23 protein-coding genes and 1 pseudogene are annotated in these 21,124 nt (G+C 66.7%); 17 read left to right on the forward strand and 7 right to left on the reverse strand.

The features are described 5' to 3' along the window. Positions 1-17 precede the first annotated feature (17 nt). Both ACZ522_RS16690 and ACZ522_RS16695 read right to left on the reverse strand, forming a co-directional pair. Entirely contained in the window at positions 18-1,085 is a 1,068-nt protein-coding gene (locus ACZ522_RS16690; RefSeq protein ID WP_379697070.1) for a flavin-containing monooxygenase, read from the reverse strand. A 67-nt stretch (positions 1,086-1,152) separates the two neighbouring features. Further along, positions 1,153-1,571: pseudogene (locus ACZ522_RS16695) on the reverse strand (succinylglutamate desuccinylase/aspartoacylase family protein); the annotation flags it as partial. 134 nt (positions 1,572-1,705) lie between these two features. On the opposite strand from ACZ522_RS16695, the gene ACZ522_RS16700 reads away from it, so the two are divergent. The 3 genes from ACZ522_RS16700 (at position 1,706) to ACZ522_RS16710 (ending at position 2,680) form a co-directional block, all read left to right on the forward strand. Next, on the forward strand, positions 1,706-2,080 hold the full coding sequence (locus tag ACZ522_RS16700; protein ID WP_379697067.1) for a helix-turn-helix domain-containing protein: 375 nt from the start codon (positions 1,706-1,708) through the stop codon (positions 2,078-2,080). Then, positions 2,080-2,373, forward strand: coding sequence for a DUF7521 family protein (locus tag ACZ522_RS16705; protein ID WP_379697064.1), 294 nt, complete (start codon positions 2,080-2,082; stop codon positions 2,371-2,373). Before ACZ522_RS16700 ends, ACZ522_RS16705 begins: the two co-directional genes overlap by 1 nt. Before the next feature lie 79 nt (positions 2,374-2,452). Further along, entirely contained in the window at positions 2,453-2,680 is a 228-nt protein-coding gene (locus ACZ522_RS16710) for a hypothetical protein (RefSeq protein WP_379697061.1), read from the forward strand. 112 nt (positions 2,681-2,792) lie between these two features. Here the strand turns inward: ACZ522_RS16710 and ACZ522_RS16715 are convergent, their stop codons facing one another. Together ACZ522_RS16715 and ACZ522_RS16720 are read right to left on the reverse strand one after the other, a co-directional pair. Continuing rightward, positions 2,793-3,359: a DoxX family protein gene (locus ACZ522_RS16715; RefSeq protein ID WP_379697058.1), complete on the reverse strand. Its 567-nt coding sequence runs from the start codon at positions 3,357-3,359 to the stop codon at positions 2,793-2,795. Between the two features lie 144 nt (positions 3,360-3,503). Beyond that, positions 3,504-5,417 carry a DEAD/DEAH box helicase gene (locus tag ACZ522_RS16720; protein ID WP_379697055.1) on the reverse strand — a complete coding sequence of 638 codons (1,914 nt, stop codon included), beginning with the start codon at positions 5,415-5,417 and terminating at the stop codon, positions 3,504-3,506. A gap of 146 nt (positions 5,418-5,563) precedes the next feature. Here ACZ522_RS16720 and ACZ522_RS16725 point away from each other — a divergent pair, with 146 nt between their 5' ends. The 3 genes from ACZ522_RS16725 to ACZ522_RS16735 are packed head-to-tail and all read left to right on the forward strand — an operon-like array spanning position 5,564 to position 8,845. Continuing rightward, positions 5,564-7,006 (forward strand): NEW3 domain-containing protein, encoded by a 1,443-nt coding sequence (locus ACZ522_RS16725; protein WP_379697052.1) that lies wholly within the window; start codon positions 5,564-5,566, stop codon positions 7,004-7,006. 4 nt (positions 7,007-7,010) lie between these two features. Beyond that, complete coding sequence (locus ACZ522_RS16730) at positions 7,011-7,700, forward strand: ABC transporter ATP-binding protein (protein ID WP_379697049.1); 690 nt, start codon at positions 7,011-7,013, stop codon at positions 7,698-7,700. Then, the gene (locus ACZ522_RS16735; protein WP_379697046.1) at positions 7,697-8,845 is read left to right on the forward strand and encodes an ABC transporter permease; all 1,149 of its coding nucleotides are present in this window, start codon (positions 7,697-7,699) and stop codon (positions 8,843-8,845) included. The genes ACZ522_RS16730 and ACZ522_RS16735 overlap by 4 nt, the downstream gene beginning before the upstream one ends. 47 nt (positions 8,846-8,892) lie before the next feature. Here the strand turns inward: ACZ522_RS16735 and ACZ522_RS16740 are convergent, their stop codons facing one another. The 3 genes from ACZ522_RS16740 to ribH all read right to left on the reverse strand — a co-directional run bounded on the left by ACZ522_RS16740 (position 8,893) and on the right by ribH (position 11,636). Beyond that, positions 8,893-9,951 carry a zinc-dependent alcohol dehydrogenase family protein gene (locus ACZ522_RS16740; RefSeq protein ID WP_379699869.1) on the reverse strand — a complete coding sequence of 353 codons (1,059 nt, stop codon included), beginning with the start codon at positions 9,949-9,951 and terminating at the stop codon, positions 8,893-8,895. Positions 9,952-10,083: 132 nt separating this feature from the next. After that, on the reverse strand, positions 10,084-11,235 hold the full coding sequence (locus ACZ522_RS16745; protein WP_379697044.1) for a pyridoxal phosphate-dependent aminotransferase: 1,152 nt from the start codon (positions 11,233-11,235) through the stop codon (positions 10,084-10,086). After that, entirely contained in the window at positions 11,232-11,636 is a 405-nt protein-coding gene (gene ribH, locus ACZ522_RS16750) for a 6,7-dimethyl-8-ribityllumazine synthase (protein WP_379697041.1), read from the reverse strand. The genes ACZ522_RS16745 and ribH overlap by 4 nt, the downstream gene beginning before the upstream one ends. Before the next feature lie 173 nt (positions 11,637-11,809). On the opposite strand from ribH, the gene ACZ522_RS16755 reads away from it, so the two are divergent. The 11 genes from ACZ522_RS16755 (at position 11,810) to nuoK (ending at position 21,124) form a co-directional block, all read left to right on the forward strand. After that, on the forward strand, positions 11,810-13,729 hold the full coding sequence (locus ACZ522_RS16755; protein ID WP_379697038.1) for a flippase activity-associated protein Agl23: 1,920 nt from the start codon (positions 11,810-11,812) through the stop codon (positions 13,727-13,729). 91 nt (positions 13,730-13,820) lie between these two features. Beyond that, the gene (locus ACZ522_RS16760; protein WP_379697035.1) at positions 13,821-14,972 is read left to right on the forward strand and encodes a 5-(carboxyamino)imidazole ribonucleotide synthase; all 1,152 of its coding nucleotides are present in this window, start codon (positions 13,821-13,823) and stop codon (positions 14,970-14,972) included. A 4-nt stretch (positions 14,973-14,976) separates the two neighbouring features. Further along, on the forward strand, positions 14,977-15,612 hold the full coding sequence (purE, locus tag ACZ522_RS16765) for a 5-(carboxyamino)imidazole ribonucleotide mutase (RefSeq protein ID WP_379697032.1): 636 nt from the start codon (positions 14,977-14,979) through the stop codon (positions 15,610-15,612). 141 nt (positions 15,613-15,753) lie between these two features. After that, entirely contained in the window at positions 15,754-16,167 is a 414-nt protein-coding gene (locus tag ACZ522_RS16770; RefSeq protein WP_379697029.1) for an NADH-quinone oxidoreductase subunit A, read from the forward strand. After that, the gene (locus ACZ522_RS16775; protein ID WP_379697026.1) at positions 16,164-16,868 is read left to right on the forward strand and encodes an NADH-quinone oxidoreductase subunit B; all 705 of its coding nucleotides are present in this window, start codon (positions 16,164-16,166) and stop codon (positions 16,866-16,868) included. The genes ACZ522_RS16770 and ACZ522_RS16775 overlap by 4 nt, the downstream gene beginning before the upstream one ends. Further along, complete coding sequence (locus ACZ522_RS16780; RefSeq protein ID WP_464391785.1) at positions 16,865-18,532, forward strand: NADH-quinone oxidoreductase subunit D; 1,668 nt, start codon at positions 16,865-16,867, stop codon at positions 18,530-18,532. The genes ACZ522_RS16775 and ACZ522_RS16780 overlap by 4 nt, the downstream gene beginning before the upstream one ends. Then, the gene (locus ACZ522_RS16785) at positions 18,532-19,626 is read left to right on the forward strand and encodes a complex I subunit 1/NuoH family protein (RefSeq protein ID WP_379697021.1); all 1,095 of its coding nucleotides are present in this window, start codon (positions 18,532-18,534) and stop codon (positions 19,624-19,626) included. The genes ACZ522_RS16780 and ACZ522_RS16785 overlap by 1 nt, the downstream gene beginning before the upstream one ends. Next, entirely contained in the window at positions 19,623-20,084 is a 462-nt protein-coding gene (locus ACZ522_RS16790; protein ID WP_092536370.1) for a NuoI/complex I 23 kDa subunit family protein, read from the forward strand. The genes ACZ522_RS16785 and ACZ522_RS16790 overlap by 4 nt, the downstream gene beginning before the upstream one ends. Before the next feature lie 112 nt (positions 20,085-20,196). Beyond that, on the forward strand, positions 20,197-20,457 hold the full coding sequence (locus ACZ522_RS16795) for an NADH-quinone oxidoreductase subunit J (protein WP_092536367.1): 261 nt from the start codon (positions 20,197-20,199) through the stop codon (positions 20,455-20,457). Beyond that, the gene (locus tag ACZ522_RS16800; RefSeq protein WP_379697016.1) at positions 20,454-20,822 is read left to right on the forward strand and encodes a proton-conducting membrane transporter; all 369 of its coding nucleotides are present in this window, start codon (positions 20,454-20,456) and stop codon (positions 20,820-20,822) included. Before ACZ522_RS16795 ends, ACZ522_RS16800 begins: the two co-directional genes overlap by 4 nt. Continuing rightward, the gene (gene nuoK, locus ACZ522_RS16805) at positions 20,822-21,124 is read left to right on the forward strand and encodes an NADH-quinone oxidoreductase subunit NuoK (protein WP_092536361.1); all 303 of its coding nucleotides are present in this window, start codon (positions 20,822-20,824) and stop codon (positions 21,122-21,124) included. Before ACZ522_RS16800 ends, nuoK begins: the two co-directional genes overlap by 1 nt.

Below are 21,124 nucleotides of genomic sequence, written 5' to 3' on the forward strand. Positions count from 1 at the left end.
ACCTCTTCAATCCCGGTTCACCCACGAGCGTTCAGTCGTGATGCGATGTATTTAGCGTCGGGGCAGACACCGTTGATAGTCGCCGAAACAGGTGTCCGCTGGAAGGAGAGGCCGAGGAAGTACAGCCTCGGTTCGTCGTCTACCACGCCCTTCTCGTGAACTGGGTAGCCGTTCGCGTCAAGAGCCAGTCCCGGAACCTCGATCCACTCGTAATCGGGTCGGAACCCTGTCGCCCACACCACCGCACCTACGTCGAGGACGGATCCGTCTTCGAGGCGCGGCTTCCCGTCTGTTACGCCCGCCGCCCGAGCCACTCGTTCGACTCCGCTCTGGCGGATGTCCGCTGGCGTGAGACGAATCAGCGGATCACCGCGTCCCTGACTGCGCTCTTTCACCTTCTGCCCCAACCACGTATCGACGGTGAACACGCGAGTGGCCAGCCACCAGAAGGGACGAGAGTTGAAGACGCTCGACGGAATGTGCCCGGTGTCACGACCTGACAACCGCGTGCTACGACCGGCGCGGGCGAGCTCGACAGCGATTTCTGCTCCCGAATTCCCGGCACCGACAACGAGGACATCGCCAGCAGAAAGTTGGTCTGAGTGTTGGTAGTCACTCGAGTGGAGCTGCGTGATCGACGGATCGAGCTCGTCAGCGAATGCGGGAATCCGGGGGTGGTGAAACGGCCCCGTTGCGACGACGACACTGGTAGCAGTCAACCGATCAGACCCGGTTTCTAGCACGTACCGGTCGTCGTCCCGGGTGAGCGACTCGACTTTCGTATCGAGGTGTACTGGGAGGTCGAATTCGGTGACGTACGCCGCCAAGTAGTCGGCCATCTCATCCTTGGTAGGGAAATAGTCGCCTGATGCCGGGAACGACATCCCCGGCAAGCTGCTATTCCGGGCCGAGGTGAACAGTCGCAACGAGTCCCACCGATCGCGCCACGTGTCTCCGATACGCTCGCCGGCATCGAGAATGAGGAAGTTTCGATCCTGTTTCCGTAAGTAATACCCGATGGCTAGACCGGCCTGACCGCCGCCAATCACGACGGTATCGAACTGCGGTTGAGATTCGGAAGCCATGTCCAGCAGTTTACATCTAATCAGAGCAATTTTAAGTAGTATGTGGGAACTCTGCCCTCAGGTCCACGATGCCGAAGTCGCAGGGGCGGATAAACCGCTCGTATATCTGGTTCGCCATCCGTTCGGCGGTGTTGCCCTCCCGCGCCCGGGGAACGAGCGGTTCAGGTCGAGGTCGTAGATGGGGATGTAGCGCTGTTGGGCGGGGTAGCCCGGGACGTTGGCGGCGTGGATGCAGACGATAGTGCCGCAAACGTCGGAGGGGGCGTAGCGGGCGGCGACTTCCTGCAGGACCTTCACGCCGTTCAGTTCGTCGCCGTGAAGGGCCGCGGTCATGAACGCCGTCGGGCCGCCGCGTTCGCCGTTGGTTATCGTGACCGGAATCTCCACCGAGTCGCCGAGGTACGTCTCGCTCACCTCGTAGCGGAGGTGGCGCTTCTCGCCCGGCGGAACCTCCGTGTCGAAGCGGAACGGCTTCGGGTCTGTCATCGACCGGCTTTCGCCCCCGATGGGGAAGAACGTTCGCCAATCCGACGGTTCGCGGAACGCCCGCGAACGGGGGGAGCGACGCTTCGGAAGCGACATCCCCACGGTTATTACCCTCCGCTGACGACGGCCATTCAATGGCACGCGAGCAGTCCGCGAGCGAGTCGGCGGAGCTCGACTCCGTCCTCGGCGCCTTGGACGACGCGGACGCCAGAGACATCATCAGAACGCTAGACGAACCCATGACGGCGAGTGAGATATCCGACGACTGCGATATCCCCCTCTCGACCACGTATCGGAAGTTGGACCTCCTCACGGACGCGAACCTCCTCCTCGAAGGGACGGAGATTCGGGCCGACGGTCACCACGCCACCACCTACGAGGTGGCGTTCGAGGAGGTCAGAATCCTGCTCACCGACGAGCGGGCTCTCTCGGTCGATATCACACGGACCGAACGCTCCCCGGAGGAACGACTCGCGGACATCTGGACCGCCGTCAGGGAGGAGACATAATGCCACACAACACCGCATCCCCCGCCGTCACAACCGCGCTCATAATCGTCAAGACAGGTATCCTCCTCCTCGGAGGACTCATCACCTACTTCAGTTTCAAGGCGTACCGCCGAACCAGATCGCCGGCGCTGCGCGCGTTAGCGGTCGGGTTCGGCATCGTCACCTTCGGCGCATTCGTCGCGGGCGTGATAGACACGTTCCTCGACATCTCCTTGGCGATGGGCGTCCTCGTCGACTCCGTGCTGACGTTCGTCGGGTTCGCCGTCATCACGTACTCGCTGTACGTGGAGTGAGGGGCGAACCGAACGGCGTCGGACAGCGCCGAACGCGTGTTCGGAAAGCAACATTACCGCCGGAAAACGAACGCCGTTCGTGATACCGATCGGCGTACGCGCGTTCTTCCGAGGCGTCGGGAACCTCACCTCCCTCCTCCTCTTGGCTCTCGGCGCTCTCTGCCTGCTCTGGCCCGAGCGGAGTCTGCAAATCTGGTACGCTCCGATGACCGACGAACCGATATCGCTCGGCGGGTACGCGATAGCGTTTTACCGCGTCTCCGGAGCGCTCTTCGTTCTGCTCGGGATTCTGGGCTTGGCGTTCTGATTCGCTCGGGGCCGTACGCGTCGCTCAGATGCTCCAAATCGCGCGTCAAAATGTCGCCCGTATGATTTTCGTACCGAATTCGGAAGAAGGGTCGCTACGTCCGTCGGCCATCTCAGCCGAGGATGTAGTCGAGGGCGGGGTACTTCTCCACGAGGGTCTGTCCGCCGACGTCGTAGTTCTCGACGATGGCGTCGAGGCCGAGGATGCGGCCGGCGCCGAACGCCGCGACGGCGAGGAACACGAGCATGTAGGCGAAGTCGCCGTTGATGACGCCGTGGGCGATGTCCCAGTTTCCGAGGTAGAACATGAACATCATGAACGCACCCCAGAACGCCGCGAGGCGGGTGAGGAGACCGACGATCAGTCCGAGACCGATGAACAGTTCACCCCACGGGACGGCGACGTCGAGGAAGGCGACGAACCACGGCGTGTTGCCCATCGCGACGAACAGGTCCGCCGCGGGGCTTCCGTTGCCCACGGTCGCGCCGACCAGGTAGCCCTGCGAGCTGAACCCCTCGATAATCTTCGTCGCGCCGGCCCACGTGAACGCCACGCCCATCATGAGACGGAGTGCGAGGACGAACCACGCGCTGAGCGAGTGGGCGCGCCCCCGGACAGTCATGCCGCCGAGGGTGCTCTCGAAGGTGTTGCTGAGTTGGGTGTTGGTTGAAGTTGCCATCGTAATGTACCTCTTACAACCGTAGTAACGCGCGGAGACGGCATATATACGACAGGCGATTCTCACGGCGTTAGAAACGCTCTCGTCGGATATGGCACGGTATCGTCTCGCACGGCGCACGGGCGAGACGCGGGAGGAGGGCGGTCAGAGGCGCGACCGGACGTCGCGGAACACGCTCGGGTCGGCGTCCACGACGCCCGCGACGGCGTCCGCGGCCCCGAGAAGCCACTCGGCGCGTTCGATTCGGGACTCCAAGTCGCCGGGTCCGATGCGGTAGTTCTCCACGATGGTCTCGACGGACTCGCCGTCGGCCCACTCGCGGAGGATGCGCGCGAGTTTGACCGCGCTCAGCCACTCCTCGAAGTTCTCCGTGCCGTTCATGTCGGTGGTGAACTCCGCGGCGTGGCGGGTGGCGAAGCGGTACATCGCCGCCCGTTCCCTGTTGCCGAGGTAGGTGCCGTACATGTCCGGGGTGTCGCAGACGATTTCGAGGGCCGTCAGCGCCGTCACGTTCTCGTCGGCCATCCCCTCGGCGGTTCGGACGCCGGAGACGATGCGCGCGCCCGTCTCCGGGCGGACGTACTGCCGGGACACCTGTTCGCCCAGCGTCGTCGCCGCGAGGGCGTCGCCCTCGACGGTCAGCATCGACATCTCCGCGAGTTCGGCGGCCACGCCGTCGACGAGTCCCGAGAGGTCCACGTCCGGCGACTGGTGCGCGAAGAACGACGCGTCCAACAGGTCCAACACGCCGGATTTCGAGTCGGCGAACCCGGAGGCGACGACGGAGAGGACGTGCGTCCGGAGGGCGTCGCGGGCGGCGAGTTTCGACTCCACCGCCTCCGGCCCCGCCTCGACGTACCGTTCCCACAGTTCCTCGCGGAATCGGTCGTCGCCGACGAGGACCGCCTCGCCGTAGGGGTCGAGGTGCGGGCGGCCCGCCCGGCCGCACATCTGGTGGACTTCGAGGACGGGGAGCCACGCCATCTCCTCGCCGGTGTAGCGCTTCTGATCGCGGACGACGACGCGGCGGGCGGGGACGTTGACGCCCGCCGCCAGCGTCGGCGTCGCGCAGATGACCTTCAGTTTCCGGTCGCGGAACGCCGACTCCACGAGGGCGCGGTGGCCCGTCCTGAGTCCGGCGTGGTGGAAGGCGACGCCGTTTCGGACGCAGTCGGCGAGTCTCTCGCCCGTCTCCGTCCCGTCTAGCTCGGTGACGGCGTCGGCCATCTCCGGCCGGGCGACGAGTTCCTCGCGCGCGAGGCGTTCGGCCAGCGATTCGGCCTCGCGGCGCGACCGGACGAACGCGAGGCTCTGTCCCCCGTTCTCCACGGCGTCGGCGACGAGTGCCGCGGTGGCCTCGGTGTCTCGGTCGTCGTTCGGACCCACGTCGCCCGGCGAACAGTCGAGCGTCGAGTCGTCGTCGAACTCCACGGAGCCCTCGGCGTAGACGCCGGTTCGGAGCGAGACGGGTCGCCACGTCGTCTCGACGAGTTCCGCGTCCAACCACGCGGCGATGTCCTCGGGGTTGTCCACCGTCGCCGAGAGGGCGACGATTTGGACGCCGGGCGCGCGCCGTTGCAGGGTGGCGAGGGTGACTTCGAGCGTCGGGCCGCGGCCGTCCGACCCGAGGAGGTGCACCTCGTCCACGACGACGCAGGCCAACTCCGACACCCACGACGCGCCGTTTCGGATGGCGGAATCCACCTTCTCGGCGGTGGCGACGACGATGTCGTTGTCGCCCAAGTCCTCGGCCGGCGAGTCGAAGTCGCCCGTCGAGATGCCGACGCTGACGCCGGGCAGTTCCGCGAACGTCTCGTACTTCTCGCGGGCGAGGGCGCGCAGGGGGACGATGTACAACGCGGGCCCGTCGGCGGTGAGCATCGCCAGTTCGGCGATGAACGTCTTCCCGGAGGCGGTGGGGATGGCGGCGACCAACCGGTCGCCGTCGGCGACGCCCGCCTCCACCGCGGCGGCCTGCGGCGGGTAGAGTTGCTCGATACCCTTCGACTCGTAGTGGGCCCGTATCCGGTCCGGCAGGGGGAGGTCCCGGACGTGCATTGTCCGTGTCTGGTCCCGTGTTACCATAAAAACTCGCGCGGATGCACTGGACGGGAACGCCCGCCTTGACCGGCGCGCGCGGCCACCGCCCGCGGATACCAGCGGTACTCTTTTGAGACGTCGCGCGAAGTCATTACTCAGGTTACATGAAGCGAGCCCTCCTCCTGACGGCGGTAGTCGTCGCGTCCGCGTTGGCGGGCGTCGGCGCGGTAGACGGCGCACCGGCGACCGCCTTCGTCTCGAACGTCACAGTGTCGCCCGACCAACCCGCCCCCGGCGAGCGGTTCACGATCTCGACGACTGTGAGGAACGCCGACCAGAGCGGTTCGTCGTTCGAGATTACGGACGTCTACGTCCGCACCCGCGGCGGGACGAGAGACGTCACCCGAGTGGAGAACCTCGGGACGATACCGCCCGGAGCCGAGATGAAGGTCCCCCTCACCGCGTCGTTCGACGACCCCGGAACGCGCGAACTCCGCGTGTTCGTCGTCGGTCGGAGCGACGGCGAGTTCGTCCGCCTGCAGTACCCCGTCGTCGTCACCGTCAGACAGGGCGGACCGCAGGTCAGCATCGACGCCGACGACGGCGTGGTCGGCGCGGAGAACAGGATCGAGGTGACCGCGGCCAACGGCGAGGACGCCCCCGTTCGGAACCTCCGCCTGTCGGTGTCGGGAACCGACGCCGACGTGAAGAGTTCGACGCGCGTCCTGCCGACACTCGCCGCGGGCGAGTCCCGCACCTTCAACGTCTCCGTCACGCCGTCGGCGCGACGGTCGCAACTCGAAGCGCGACTCCAGTACACGACGCGGGGCGGGAACACGCGCGTCGTCGCCGACACGACGACGCTGCGGTCCGACCCCCTCCGCGAGGACGTCCGCGTCGATGCCAGCGTCGCCGCGTCCGGGGCGTCGCCGCCGATAGTCGCCGACGTCTCGAACCTCGGGAACGCCCCCCTCGAAGACGCCGTGGTCGAGGGCGTCAGAAACGGGACCGTCGTCTTCCGGCGACCGGTGGGCGCGATAGGTTCCGACGCGTCCGCGACGACGCAGGTGAACGTCTCGGGCGTCTCCGGCGGCCCCCTCGACGTGCGCCTCAGATACGAGACGGGCGGGCGAGAGGGCGAGGCGACGACGACGCTCGACTACACGGCCAACCCCGGCGCGGTGGAACTGACGGGCGTCGATTACGAGATGGAAGGCGGGCGACTCCACATCTCCGGGAGCACGAGCAACGTCGGCCTCTCGCAGGTCGATAGCGTCGTGGTCCGCGTCCTGCCGACGGAGAACGTCACGCCCGCCCGCCCCAGGGAGTACTTCGTCGGGTCGATACCGTCCAGCGACTTCGTCTCGTTCGACGTGTACGCGGAGGTGGACGAGAACGCCTCCTCCGTGCCGCTTGAGGTGTCGTACCTCTCGAACGGCGAACGGAAGACGAGGCGCACCGAGGTGGACGTGCGCGACCTGCAACCCGCCGAACCGGCGCAGAGCGGCGGCGGCGGTTCGCTGCCGGGGACGGCCCTCCTCGTCGGCGGCGTCGTCGCCCTCCTCCTCGTCGTCGGCGTGGGAGCGTACGCGTACAGACGGCGGTAATCCGATGCCGATAATCGAACTCGCAGACGTGTGGAAGCGCTACGAAAGCGGTTCCGAGACCGTCGAAGCGCTGAAACAGATCGATTTCGCCGCCGAACCCGGGGAGTTCGTCGCGGTCATGGGACCGTCCGGGAGCGGGAAGTCCACGATGCTCAACGTCCTCGGACTCCTCGACGTGCCCTCCGAGGGCGTCGTCAGCCTCGACGGGCGCGACGTGACCGACCTCTCGGACGAGGAGATGACGCGGGAGCGAAAGCGCTCCATCGGCTTCATCTTCCAGAACTTCCACCTGATTCCGACGCTGTCCGCCGTCGAGAACGTCGAGATACCGACGCTGTTCGGCGACGACCCGACGGCGAGAGAGCGAGCGACGCAGTTGCTCGACCGGGTGGGCCTCGGGGAACGGCTCCACCACCGGCCCGACCAACTCTCGGGCGGGCAGAAGCAACGCGTCGCAGTCGCCCGAGCGCTCATCAACTCGCCGCGCATCCTCCTCGCGGACGAACCGACGGGGAACTTAGACCGGGAGACGGGGCGGGACGTCCTCGAACTGTTCACGGAGCTCAAAGTCGAGGAGGACGTCGCCATCATCGCCGTCACGCACGACGACCAACTGCGGCAGTACGCCGATCGCGTGGTGAACCTCGTGGACGGGCGCCTCACCGAGGAGGCGACGGAGGAGTTCGCCACATGAGCCGGCTCGACGGCCTCTACCGGCGGTTCCCGTCGCTGTTGATGGCCCGGCGCAACCTCTCTCGGAACCGACTCCGCTCGGCGCTGGCGGCGTTGGGCATCATCATCGGCGTCGTCGCCATCGCGTCGCTCGGCATGTTCGGCACGACGCTCCGCGCCGGGGCGACCGAGCAACTCGGCGACATCGGCAACGAGATATCCGTCTCGCCGAACGCCGCGGAGGGGTACGAGACGCTCTCCGACCGCGACGTGACCGAGATACGTCGCGTCGCCGACAGCGAGTCGGCGGTGGTCCCCGTCCGACAGCGGAGCAGTACGGTCGTCCGCGGGCGGGAGCAGTCGATAGTGACGACCTACGGCGTCTCAAACCCGGGGGCGCTGTACGCGGCGTCCGACGGCCGCGTCCCCGACCGACTCAGGCAGGGCGCGCTCGTCGGGTCGTCGCTCGCCGACCGGTTCGGCCTCGAAGCCGGGAACAGCATCACCGTGGACAACCGGACGTACCGCGTCGCCGCCGTCCTCGAAGAGCAGAACAGCATCTCGCTGATGAGCCCGAACAACGCCGTGATCATCCCCGCGGAGGACTTCAACGAGTCCGGCTACTCGCAGGTGGTCATCAAGTCCCCCTCGGGGGCCGCCGCCAACGAGACGGCCACCGCCGTCCGCGAGACGCTGAACGAACGCGAGGAGAAGGTCACGGTCTTCGAGTTGCGGAGCATCACCGAGGGCATCAACCAGTTCTTCGGCATCCTCAACGCCTTCCTCATCGGCATCGGCTCCATCTCCCTGGTCGTCGCGGGCGTGAGCATCCTCAACGTCATGCTCATGAGCACCGTCGAACGGCGACAGGAGATCGGCGTCCTCCGCGCCGTTGGCGTCCAGAAGCTCGACGTGGTCCGCATGATTCTCGCCGAGGCGGGCCTGCTCGGCGTCGTCGGCGGCATCCTCGGGGCGATCCTCTCCGTCGGGGCAGGGCTCGTCCTCAACACCGTCGTCATCTCGGACCCGTGGCTCACCTTCGACCCGGCGAACCTCCTCTACATCGCGCTCGCGATGCTGTTCGCCCTCGTGACGAGCGTCCTCAGCGGACTGTACCCCGCGTGGAAGGCGGCCAACGAGACGCCCGTCGAGGCGTTGCGGAAGTAACCTCGACGCCGCGACGCGTCCGGACCCCCGCCCGACCCCACTCGCCCTCAGAACTCCACCACGGGGATGCCCGTCGTGTCGAACTCCGTCATCGCGTCGAGTTTCTCGGGGACCCGTTCGAGCGGTACCGTCTCGGAGACTATCGCCTCGGGGTCGAGTTTCCCGTGCGCTATCATCCGGAAAATCTCGTCGTAGCGGGGTCGCGGCATGCCGACGGCCCCGACGAACTCGATCTCCTTGAGGACCATCAGGTCAGTCGGGAGCGACACCTCCCCGCCCTCCTCGCTGGAGGTCAGGCCGATTTGGACGTGTTGACCGCCCTTCCGGAGGCTGTGTACCGAGTTGCGGCACGTCTCGGCGATGCCGAGGGCGTCCACGGAGACGTCGGCACCCCCGTCCGTTATCGCGGCCACCGCCTTCGGCACGTCCGCCACCTCCTCCGCGTTGACCGTCTCGACGGCACCCAACTCCGCGGCGAACGACAGTTTCTCGTCGAAGAGGTCGACGGCGACGACGTTCGCGCCGAGGGCGTCTGCGATGTGGACGGCCGACAGGCCGACGCCGCCGCACCCGTGGACCGCCACCCAGTCGCCGGCGGTGACGTCGGCCCGGTGGACGAGTCCGTGGAACGAGGTCATGAACCGACAGCCCATCCCGGCCATCTCCACCTGCGAGACGCCGTCCGGCAGGGGGACGACGTTGAAGTCGGCCCACGGGACGTGAAATCGCTCGGCGAAGGCCCCCTTCGACTCGGGGGCGAGTCCGAGCGGAATCCGGTTGTCGCAGCGGTTCGAGTGCGCGTTCCGACAGGAGGGGCAACTCCCGTCGGCGAGGTTGAACGGGACGGTGACCCGGTCGCCCTCCCGAACGTGTTCGACCTCATCGCCGACGTCCACGACGACGCCGGCGGGTTCGTGGCCGAACACGTGCCCCTCGTCGAACCCCCGCGCCTGCCAGACCGGGTCGCCCTGCCACGCGTGCCAGTCGCTTCGGCAGATGCCGCAGACGTCCGTCTCGACCACGACCCCCGTCGCGTCCGGTTCCGGTTCGGCTATCTCCCTGATTTCGAGCGGTTCTCCGTGGCCGGTGAACACTGCTGCGCGCATCATACCGCGCTAATCGGTGTCACCCGGCATAATTTCGAGGGTCGAACGCGCCCGCCGAGACGGCGCGAGTCGAAAAGCGAGGAGAGACCGAGTCGAAAAGCGAGGAGAGACGGGGGTCGCGGCGCGCGCGGGTTAGATGTAGTCGTGTTCGGCGAGTCGGTCCACGGCCTCGCGGAGGCGTTCCTCGCTGGCCGCGTAGGAGATGCGGGCGTAGCCGGGAGACCCGAACGCGCTTCCGGGGACGGTGGCGACGTGGGCGTCCTCTATCGCGCCCTCGCACCACGCTTGGTCGTCGTCGTCCACGGGAATCATCATGTAGAACGCGCCGTCGCCGACGGGCACGTCCACGTCGTGGTCCGCGAAGAGGTCGACAAGCATGTCGCGGCGTTCGCGGAAGGCGTCGCGCATCTCGGTGACCGCTTCGTCCGTGTTCGCCAGCGCTTCGATACCGGCGTGTTGGACGAAGTTGACCGCACACGACACCGAGTGCGAGTGGAGTTTCGCCGCCTGCGAGACGAGTTCCTCGGGGGCGCAGAGGTAGCCGAGACGCCACCCGGTCATCGAGTACGCCTTCGAGAAGCCGTTGATGGTGACCGTCCGGTCGCCCATCCCCTCCAGGGAGGCGAGACTCGTCGGTTCGACGCCGTACGTTATCCGCTCGTAGATCTCGTCGGAGATGACGGTGATGTCGTGTTCGACCGCCAGGTCGCGGACGCCTTCGAGGGCGGCGTCGGAGTAGACGGCACCCGTCGGGTTCGACGGCGAGTTGACGACGAGCAGTTCCGTCTCGTCGGAGACGGCGTCGCTCAGGTCGTCGAGGGCGGGTTCCAGTTGGAAGTCGTACGGCGCGAGGTCCACGCGGTTGAGCGACCCGCCGGCGAGTTTGGCCATCGCCTCGTAGGACACCCACGCGGGGTCTAAGAGGACGACTTCGTCGCCGTCGTCGATGAGCGACTGGAACGTCTCGAACAGGGCTTGCTTGCCGCCGGGCGTGACGATGACGTTGTCCGACGTGCAGTCGATGCCGTCGCCGCGGAGTTTCTCCGCGATGGCCTCGCGGAGTTCGGGCACGCCGTTCGAGGAGGTGTAGCCCGTGTGTCCGGACCCCATCGCGTCCTGTCCGGCTTCGACGACGTTCTGCGGCGTGGGGAAGTCGGGTTCGCCGACCGAGAGGTCGACGACGTCCACGCCGTCGGCCTCCAGTTCGCTGGCGAGGTTGCTTATCGCGAGCGTGGCGCTCGGTTCGACGCGTTCTACGCGGTCGGCGAAGTCGAAGTCGCTCATGCTAACACCTCCACCATATCGACCGCGGCGTTTACCGCTTCCGCACCTTTCCCGACGCGCTCTCTGGCCTCGGCACCGCTCTGTCCCGGGCCGGAGACGCCGAACGTGACCGGCTTGTCCCGTTCGACGCTCACGTCGGTGAGTCCCTGCGCCGCCGCGTCGGCGATGACCCTGTCGTGGTCCGTGTCGCCCGTGACTATCGCGCCGACGACGGCGACGGCTTCGACGTCCGTCCGCCGCGCGAGTCTGTCGGCGGCCAACGGCGAGTCGTACGCGCCGGGGACGCGGACGACTTCGACGACGTCCGCGTCCCGTTCCGCGGCCGCGTCGAGCGCGGCCTGTTCCATCTGCTCGGTGACCGAAGAGTTGAACCGGGCCACCACCAGTCCGAGTGCGACCATACGCGTCCGGTTCCGTGCGGCGATAAAAGAACTACCGAAGCGCGCAGAAGCGGCCGCGGTGACGGGCGGAGAGGCGGCGTCTCGCGGCGGTGACGCGCCCGTCGATTCGAACCGACGCCCGCGAACTACGAGCAAACACAAGAGTTGTAGTCTCGGAGGGGCGATGAGAGTCTATGAGTTCCGACGAGGTGTCGTCTCCGTCCGCCTCTTCGTCCGCCTCTTCGTCCGCGACGGTCGAGGAATCGACCGCGAACCGGACGGACGCAGAGGCGCGGTCGGAGCGTCGCCACCGCCACGGTCACTCCCGCGTCCTCCTCGGCGTCCTCGCCGCCGCCGCCGTCGCACTCGTTCTCCGCCTCGTCGCCCTCGGCGGGCGCATTATGCACTGGGACGAGGGGCGCGTCGGCTACTGGATCCTCAGGTACCACGAGACGGACTACTTCGTCTACCGCCCCATCGTCCACGGCCCGTTCCTCCAGATCGTCAACGACTGGTTGCTGGCCGTCGCGGATCCCTCCGACTTCCTCGTTCGCCTCCCCGTCGCCGTCGTCGGCGGCCTCCTCCCCCTCGCGGCGTGGCTGTTCCGCGAACGCCTCGAACGGACCGAGGTGGTCGCGTTCGCCGCCGTCCTCGCGCTGAATCCGCTCTTGGTCTACTACTCGCGGTTCATGCGCAACGACGTCCTCGTGGCGGCGTTCTCGCTGTTCGCGCTCGGGTTCGTCGTCCGCGGCTTCGACACCGGGAAACTCCGGTACGCCTTCCCCGCCGCCGCCTCGATGGGGCTGGCGTTCACGACGAAGGAGAACGCCCTCCTCTACGTGCTCTGTTTCGTCGGCGCGGCCGCCCTGCTGGCCGACCATCGGTTGCTCGCGGCCACGGCGCGCGGCGAGTCCGCCCACGACGTGTTCGGCCGCCGGTGGCCCCGCGCCGTCGCCGCGCGACTCCGCGGCCACGGCGAGACGACGGGACGGAGCCTCCTCCGCATCGGCGGCACTCTCGTCGCCTCGACGCTCCTGTTCCTCGTCATCGTCGCGTTCTTCTACGCGCCGCGGCCGGATCTCTGGCAGGCGTTCGGCGGGTCCGCGTCGCTGACGAGCGTCGTCGAAGCGGGGACTATCGGCGCGGCCGAGAAGTTCGCGGACACGTGGGCGTCCGGCGGCCACCAGGACCACGCGTACCTCCCCTTCCTCCACGACTTCCTGGAGACGATGGTGTACGGCGCGCCCGCGGTCATCATCTTCGCCACCGTCGGCGTCTTCGTGGACCGGTACGGCTTCCGCGGCGGCCGCTACCGCGAGTTCGTCGCCTTCGCGACGTACTGGGGCATCGCCTCCATCTTCGGCTACCCCATCGCCACCGACATCGAAGCGCCGTGGGCCGTCGTCCACGCCGTCGTCCCGTTGGCCGTCCCGGCGGCCGTCGGCGTCGCCTTCGTCTTCGAGTCCGGGCGGGAAGCGCTCTCGGCGGACGACGCGGTGAGCGTCGGGCTGGCCGCGCTCGTCGTCCTCGCCTCCCTCGGCGGCGTCGCCGCCGCCAACGCGACCTACTTCAACAGCGCATCGGAGGAGGACAAGCAGGTCCTCCAGTGGGCGCAACCCGAGAATGACCTGAAGCCGACGATGGAGACCGTCGGGGCCGTCGCGCGGGCAAACGGGGGGACCGACGTGCTGTTCTACGGGACGACCGCGCCCGGGAGCGGCGACGAGTTGTTCTACGTGAAAGACGAGTCCTCGCTTCGGACGCCGCCGCCGGGCGGCCCGGCGTGGCACGACCGCCTGCCGCTCCCGTGGTACCTCGAGATGTACGGCGCTGAGGTGACGAGCACCTCGCCCGACACCGCGCCCGAGGAGGCGTTGCGGGACGCCCCGCCGGTCGTCATCGCGAAGGACTTCAGCCGAGACGAGGTCGAACCGCACCTCGACGGCTACGAGGCGTTCGAGCACAAGTTCCGCCTCTGGAACGACGGCGTCGTCGTGTTCATCGACCGGGAGGCGCTCAACGGCGTGAACGGCCCCGACGTGAGCGTCGATTCGGCCGATAGCCTGCGCCCGGCGAACGGCGACGGCGCGGCGAACGCCTCGGCCCCGGCCTGACGACTCGCCGGCTCATTTTTGGGCACGAACGTGCTCACTTCCTCGTCCGTTTCGGCAACGTTTATGCAGTGTTCTCCACAACCGAGCGACTGTGACCGTCACCGTACCCGGCCCGACCCTCGGCGTCGTGGGCGGCGGCCAACTCGGGCGCATGCTCGCTGAGGCCGCGGCCCCCGTCGGCGTCGACGTGGTCGTCCTCGACCCCACGCCCGACTGTCCCGCCGCGCCCGTGGCGCGAGACCAAGTCGTCGGCGGTTTCGACGACCCGGAGGCGTTCCGCGAACTCGCCTCCCGGGTGGACGCGCTGACGTTCGAGATAGAACTCGCCGACTCGGACCTCCTCGAAGAGGTGTCCGAGGAGTTCGGCCTCGCCGTCCACCCCTCGCCCGACACGCTCCGAACCATCGAGGACAAACTCGTCCAGAAGCGGGCCCTCGAAGACGCCGGCGTCCCCGTCCCGCCGTTCCGTCAGGTGGACGACGCGGACGACCTGCGCGAGGCCCTCTCGGAGTTCGGCAGCGTCATGCTGAAAGCCCGGACCGGCGGCTACGACGGCCGCGGGAACGTCCCCGTCCGCGACGAGTCCGAGGCCGAGGCGGCCCTCGACGAACTCGGCGGCCCGGCGATGGCCGAGGCGTTCGTGGACTTCGAGCGGGAACTGTCCGTCATCGCGGTGCAGGGCGACGGCGAGGTGCGGACGTTCCCCGCCGGCGAGAACGTCCACGAGGAGGAGATCCTCCGCGAGACTGTCGTCCCCGCGCGGACGACCGACGAGGTGCGCGAACGCGCGGACGAGGTGGCGCGCGACGTTCTCTCGATGCTCGACGGCCGCGGCGTCTTCGGAATCGAACTGTTCGAGACGCGCGAGGGCGAGATTCTGGTCAACGAGATAGCCCCGCGCCCGCACAACTCCGGCCACTGGTCCATCGAGGGCGCGCGCACCTCCCAGTTCGAACAGCACGCCCGCGCGGTCCTCGGGTGGCCCCTCGGCTCTACTGTCCGGCGGTCGCCCACCGTCTCGGCGAACGTCCTCGGCACCGTCGAGGAGACGCGGGAGGCCCGCCTCGGCAACGTCGAGTCCGTCCTCTCGGCCGAGGAGGCGTCGCTCCACTGGTACGGGAAAGACGACGTGCGCCCCCTCCGGAAGATGGGCCACCTCACCCTCACCGGAGATGCGGACGCCGACGTGACCGACCTACTCGCGCGCGCCCGCGACCTGCGGGACGGACTGACCTTCGAGTGAACCCATGATCGAAGACACAGACTCCGACAGCGTGGACGTACAGGACCTCATCGACCGGCTTCGCGCGGAGGCCGACGCGGACGCGGACCCCGAGACGACGCCCGAGATGGGCATCATCATGGGGTCCGACTCGGACCTCGACGTGATGTCCGGCGCGCACGACGCCCTCGACGAACTCGGCTTCGCGGAGCAGACGGACTTCCGCGACGCGCCCGACGCGCGCTTCACCTACGAGACGTACGTCGTCTCCGCGCACCGGACGCCCGAACTCATGTACGCGTACGGCGAGACGGCGGCCGAGAGGGGTCTCGACGTGATAATCGCCGGCGCGGGCGGGAAGTCCGCCGACCTGCCGAACATGACCGCCTCCATCGCGTACCCGCTTCCGGTCGTCGGCGTGCCGGTCCAAGAGAAGTCCGTCGATTCGGTCATCGGGATGCCGACGGGCGCGCCCATCGTCGCCGTGGACGCGGGCAAGTCGTTCAACGCGGCGCTCTCGGCGACGCAGATACTCGCGCGGCGGCACGAGGAACTCGAAGAACGCCTCGTCGAATACCACGAGAAGCTGGTATCGGGCGTCGCTGAGGTGTCTCGGGACATCCACGACATGGGCGTCGAGTCGTTCCGCGATTCGAGATAGTATCAGAAGAGAGACTGTTCGAGAAGTAACCCCTTCGTCTTTAGGGCCTCGGCCATATGAGCCCCCCGAAACCGCGAGAGGCGCCAAAATCAACGCTTATAGGGGGAGCCTTCTAACCCACGAACGTCAGGAGACTACGGTATGAGTGATTGGATCGCAATCGGTGCGTTGGGCCTCGTCGGCGTCGGCATCCCGCTGGGGATGATGGCGGTGTCGGCGCTTCTGCGTCCAACCGTGCCGGAACAAGGGAAGAGCGCCACCTACGAGAGCGGTGAGGTACCCACGGGTACGGCGCGCGTCCAGTTCAACATCCAGTACTACATGGTCGCGCTGCTGTTCCTCGTGTTCGACATCGAAACCGTTCTCCTATTTCCGTGGACGGTCATCTACCGCTCCGCGTTGGCCCAAGGTGCCAGTTTGACGCAGGTGTTGCTGCCGATGCTGGTATTCGTCGGCATCCTCGTCGTCGGCTTGGTTTGGGCGTGGCGCAACGGCGCTATCAGGTGGGTCAAAAGCCCGCTTGCGAACCGTCGTAAGACAGAGAGACAAACATGAGTAGCGAACACAACCGACCTTTCGTCACGGACAACAGTAGGGTACAGACCGAGACTCAGGACGCCCGCATCACGGGTGCGGACGACCGGTTCAACTCGAAGCTTCGCGAGGCGTTCGGCTCCTCGCCGTTCATCCTCACGAAGTTCGACCAGTTCATGAACTGGGTCCGCGGGTCCTCGATGTTCATGCTGCAGTTCGGTATCGCCTGCTGCAGCATCGAGATGATGCACACGTACGCGGTGAAACACGACCTCGACCGCTTCGGGTCGGGCGTCCCGCGCGCGTCCCCGCGACAGGCGGACGTCATCATCGTCCCGGGGACCATCGTCTCGAAGTTCGCCCCCCGGATGAAGCGCGTGTACGACCAGATGCCCGAACCGAAGTTCGTCGTCGGCATGGGGTCGTGCACCATCTCGGGCGGTCCGTTCCAAGAGGGCTACAACGTCATCAAGGGGGCTGAGGAGGTCATCCCGGTGGACATCCACGTTCCCGGATGCCCGCCGCGTCCCGAGGCGCTCGTCTACGGCGTCGCCAAGCTGCAAGAGCGCGTCGCCAACGGCGAGTCCGCGCCGGTGACGGTGAAGCCGTACGAACTCGAAGAGTTCGGCGACCTCTCGCGCGACGAGATCGTCGACAAACTCGCCGAACAGATCGACGAGGACGAACTCATAATGAGATACAACTGGGCTGATTCGCCATGAGTCTGGAACGACAGCGGACTCCCGAGAGCGTCTCGGCCGTTCCGACGACCGGGGACGAGCTCGCCGACCTTCTCGGCGACCTCGTCGTCGGCCGCGAGGAACACCTGAACGCGCCCGGACTCGTCGTCCGCCCGGACGACGTACAGGAGGCGCTGTTCACGCTCCGCGACGAGGCGGACTTCGACCACCTCTCCTGCGTCACCGCCGAGGAGTACGAGGACCGCTACGAGTCTATCTACCACCTCACGAGCTACGACGACCGGACCCGAGAGGTCAGCGTCGTCGTGCCCACCTCGAAGGACGACCCGCGGAGTCAGTCCGCCGCACCCGTCTTCCGGACGGCCGACTGGCACGAACGTGAGGCGTACGACCTCGTCGGCATCGAGTACGACGAGCACCCGGACCTGCGCCGCATCCTCCTCCCCGAGACGTGGCAGGGCCACCCCCTGTCGATGGACTACGACCAGGACCGGCCGCAGATCGTCACGCTCACGGAGCACGCGAACCCGCTGCAGGAGGACCACCGCAGCGAGGACGGCAACACGATGTACATCAACATCGGGCCGCACCACCCGGCGACGCACGGCGTCCTCCACGTCAAGACGACCCTCGACGGCGAGCAGATCGCCGACGTCGAACCCGACATCGGCTACCTCCACCGCTGCGAGGAGCAGCTCTGTCAGAACGGGACCTACCGGCACCAGATCATGCCGTACCCCGATCGGTGGGACTACGCCTCGGCCGGCCTGCTCAACGAGTGGGCGTACGCGCGCGTCGCGGAGGACCTCGCGGACATCGACGTGCCGGAGTACGCGCAGATCATCCGGACGATGAGCGCGGAACTGTGCCGCATCGCCTCCCACATGCTCGCGGTGGGGACGTTCGCGCTGGACATCTACGGCGACTTCACCGCCATCTTCATGTACGCCATGCGCGACCGCGAGAAGGTCCAGAACATCTTGGAGGACCTCACCGGTCAGCGCATGATGTTCAACTACTTCCGCCTCGGCGGCGTCGTCTGGGACCTCCCCGAACCCCGCGAGGAGTTCTTCGGGAAGATTCGGGACTTCCTCGACGATCTGCCGCCGGCGCTGGAGGAGTACCACGACCTCATCACCTCCAACGAGATTCTGCAGACCCGGACCATCGGGACGGGCGTGCTGCCGCCGGACGTCGCGAAGTCCTACGGCGCGACCGGCCCCGTCGCCCGCGGGTCGGGCGTCGATTACGACCTGCGCCGCGACGACCCCTACGGCTACTACGAGGAGCTCGAGTGGGACGTCGTCACGGAGGACGGGTGCGACAACTACTCGCGCCTCCTCGTGCGCATGCGCGAAGTCGAGGAGTCCGCGAAGATAATCGAGCAGTGCGTCGACCTGCTCGAAGACTGGCCCGAAGACGAGCGCGACATCCAGTCGAACGTCCCACGGACGCTCCGCCCGGACGACGACACGGAGATATACCGCGCCGTCGAGGGCGCGAAGGGCGAACTCGGCATCTACATCCGCGCGGACGGCACCGAGAAGCCGGCGCGGTTCAAGATTCGCAGCCCGTGCTTCTCGAACCTCCAGACGCTGCCGGAGATGTCCAACGGCGAGTACATCCCGGACATGATCGCCAGCCTCGGTAGCCTCGACATCATCCTCGGCGAGGTGGACCGCTGATGTCGGCGACGGTCCTCCTCCAGAGCGGTGGGGGCGGGGGCGGGGGGAACGACCCCGTTCTCCTGCCGGAGACGATAGCGAACCTGCTCGGACTCTCCGGCATCGTCGGCGACATCGTCGGCGGACTCCTCGGGGCGTTCCTCATCGCCAACATCATGCTGGCGATGACGGCCGTGGCCGGCCCGTGGGCGAAGCGGAAGATCACCGCCGCGTTCACGGACCGCATCGCGGTCAACCGCATCGGGCCGTTCGGCCTGCTCATCATCGTCGCGGACGCCGTCCGTCTGCTGTCGAAGGAGCTCATCGTCCCCGAGGGAGTCGACCGTCCGGCGTGGGACCTCGGACCGATCATCGTCCCGTTCTCCGCGCTCTTGGGCTTCGCGGTCATCCCGATGGGGAGCGGCATCCAACTGGCCGACCCGGAGACGGGCGTCGTGTTCGCGTTCGCCGCATCCTCCATCGCGTCGCTCGGCCTCGTGATGTGCGGATACGCCTCGAACAACAAGTACTCGCTTCTCGGCGGCCTCCGCGCCGTCGCGCAGAACATCGCGTACGAGATTCCGCTCATCGTCACGGCGGCGTCGGTGATCATCTTCACCGGCACGCTCCGACCGAGCGAAGTCGTCGCGGTGCAGGCCGAACCGCTTCTCACCGTCGCCGGCGTGACGATTCCGCAGTGGTTCGCGTTCGTCAATCCGTTCGCGTTCGCGCTGTTCATGCTGGCGAACCTCGCCGAAATCGGACGGAACCCGTTCGACATCCCGGAGGCGCCGACCGAAATCGTCGCCGGGTACCAGACGGAGTACTCCTCGGTTTACTTCGTCCTCATCTACCTCGGGGAGTTCATCCACATCTTCCTCGGCGGCGCGCTCGTCGCGCTGCTGTTCCTCGGCGGTCCCGCGGGACCGGTCCTGCCGGGCATCGTCTGGTTCATCATCAAGATATGGGCGTTCTTCCTGTTCACGCAGTGGGCGCGGTCGGCGATTCCGCGCCTCCGCATCGACCAACTCATCGAAGTCGGTTGGAAGGGGATGCTCGTGCTCTCCTTCGCCAACCTGGTTCTCACGGCCATAATCGTGGGGGTGATCGCATGATTGGAATCCTGAAAGGAATGGCGACGACGATGAAGCACGCATTGGACGGGAAGACGTTCACGGTCGAGTACCCGGACGTCGCTCCCGAAGTGAGCCCGCGGTTCCGCGGCGTGCACAAGTTCAGCCAAGAGCGCTGTATCTGGTGCCGCCAGTGCGAGAACGTCTGTCCGAACGACACGATTCAGATCATTCAGGACGAACAGCGCAACGGGGAGCAGTACAACCTCCACATCGGGCAGTGCATCTACTGCCGACTGTGCGAGGAGGTCTGCCCCGTGGACGCCATCCTGCTCACGCAGAACTTCGAGTTCACCGCCGACACGAAGGACGACTTCGTGTACAACAAAGAGCAGCTGAAGAACGTACCGTGGTACAAGGACATCGACCCACTCAACTCCCGAAACCCCGACCGCGACGCGTGGATCGGCGAGGGAGAGGGCGAAGTCGACTACCAGTGAGGTGACCGTGGGGTCGCTTCACCGAACGTAAACGTCCGCGGACGAACCGGTTCGGTTCCCCGTTCGGACGTTCTCGAAATCTACAAAAGGATTCCTCAAGGAGACACAAACAATGGTTTATGAAACCATCGCGTTCGCGCTGTTCGCCCTCGTCACCGTGGGCTGCAGCCTGGGCGTCGTCCTCGTGCGGGACATCTGGCACTCCGCACTCTTGCTGGGGGGCGCGCTCCTGAGCGTCGCGGTGCATTACGTGATGCTGCAAGCGGAGTTCCTTGCAGCCATGCAGATTCTCGTCTACGTGGGCGGGGTCCTCATACTCATCACGTTCGCCGTGATGCTGACGCGAACAGAAGCGGAGGTGAGTAGCACATGACAACCAAACCGGAACTGAACCTCGGATCGCACCTGATACCCGGTCTGGCCGCGGTCGGACTGTTCGTCGTGATGGCCGCCGCGTTCCTCACGGCGTCGTTCCCCCAACCGCAGGGGTTCGGCGACGTGAACATCACCGCCAGCATCGGCTACGCAATGTTCAATCTCGGCTTCGGACAGGTGCCGGGCGAGAGCTTCCTCGTCGCGTTCCTCGTCATGGCGATAACGCTCGACGTGGCTCTCGACGGCGCACTCCACCTCGCGAAGCACGAGGGCGACGAAGGGCAGGCCGAGACGGTGCTTCTGGCGGACGGCGGTCGAAAGATAAAACGAGCGCTCTTCGACGACGGGGAGGGGGACGACTGATGGTTCCGCCGCAGTACTACCTCCTCCTGTCGGCCGCGATGTTCTGTATCGGCCTGTTCGGCATCCTCACGCGGCGCAACGCGCTGCTGCTGTTGATGTCGGTCGAACTGATGCTGAACGCCGCGAACATCAACCTCGTCGCGTTCTCCTTCGTCTGGGGGAACGTCACGGGGCAGACGTTCGCGCTGTTCACGATGGCGCTCGCCGCCGCCGAAGTCGCGATCGGGCTGGGCATCGTCCTCGTCCTCTACCGCAACTTCGACGGCGTCGACGTGACCGAAGCCACGACGATGAGGTGGTAA

It is taken from the genome of Halopelagius fulvigenes (genome assembly GCF_055398025.1).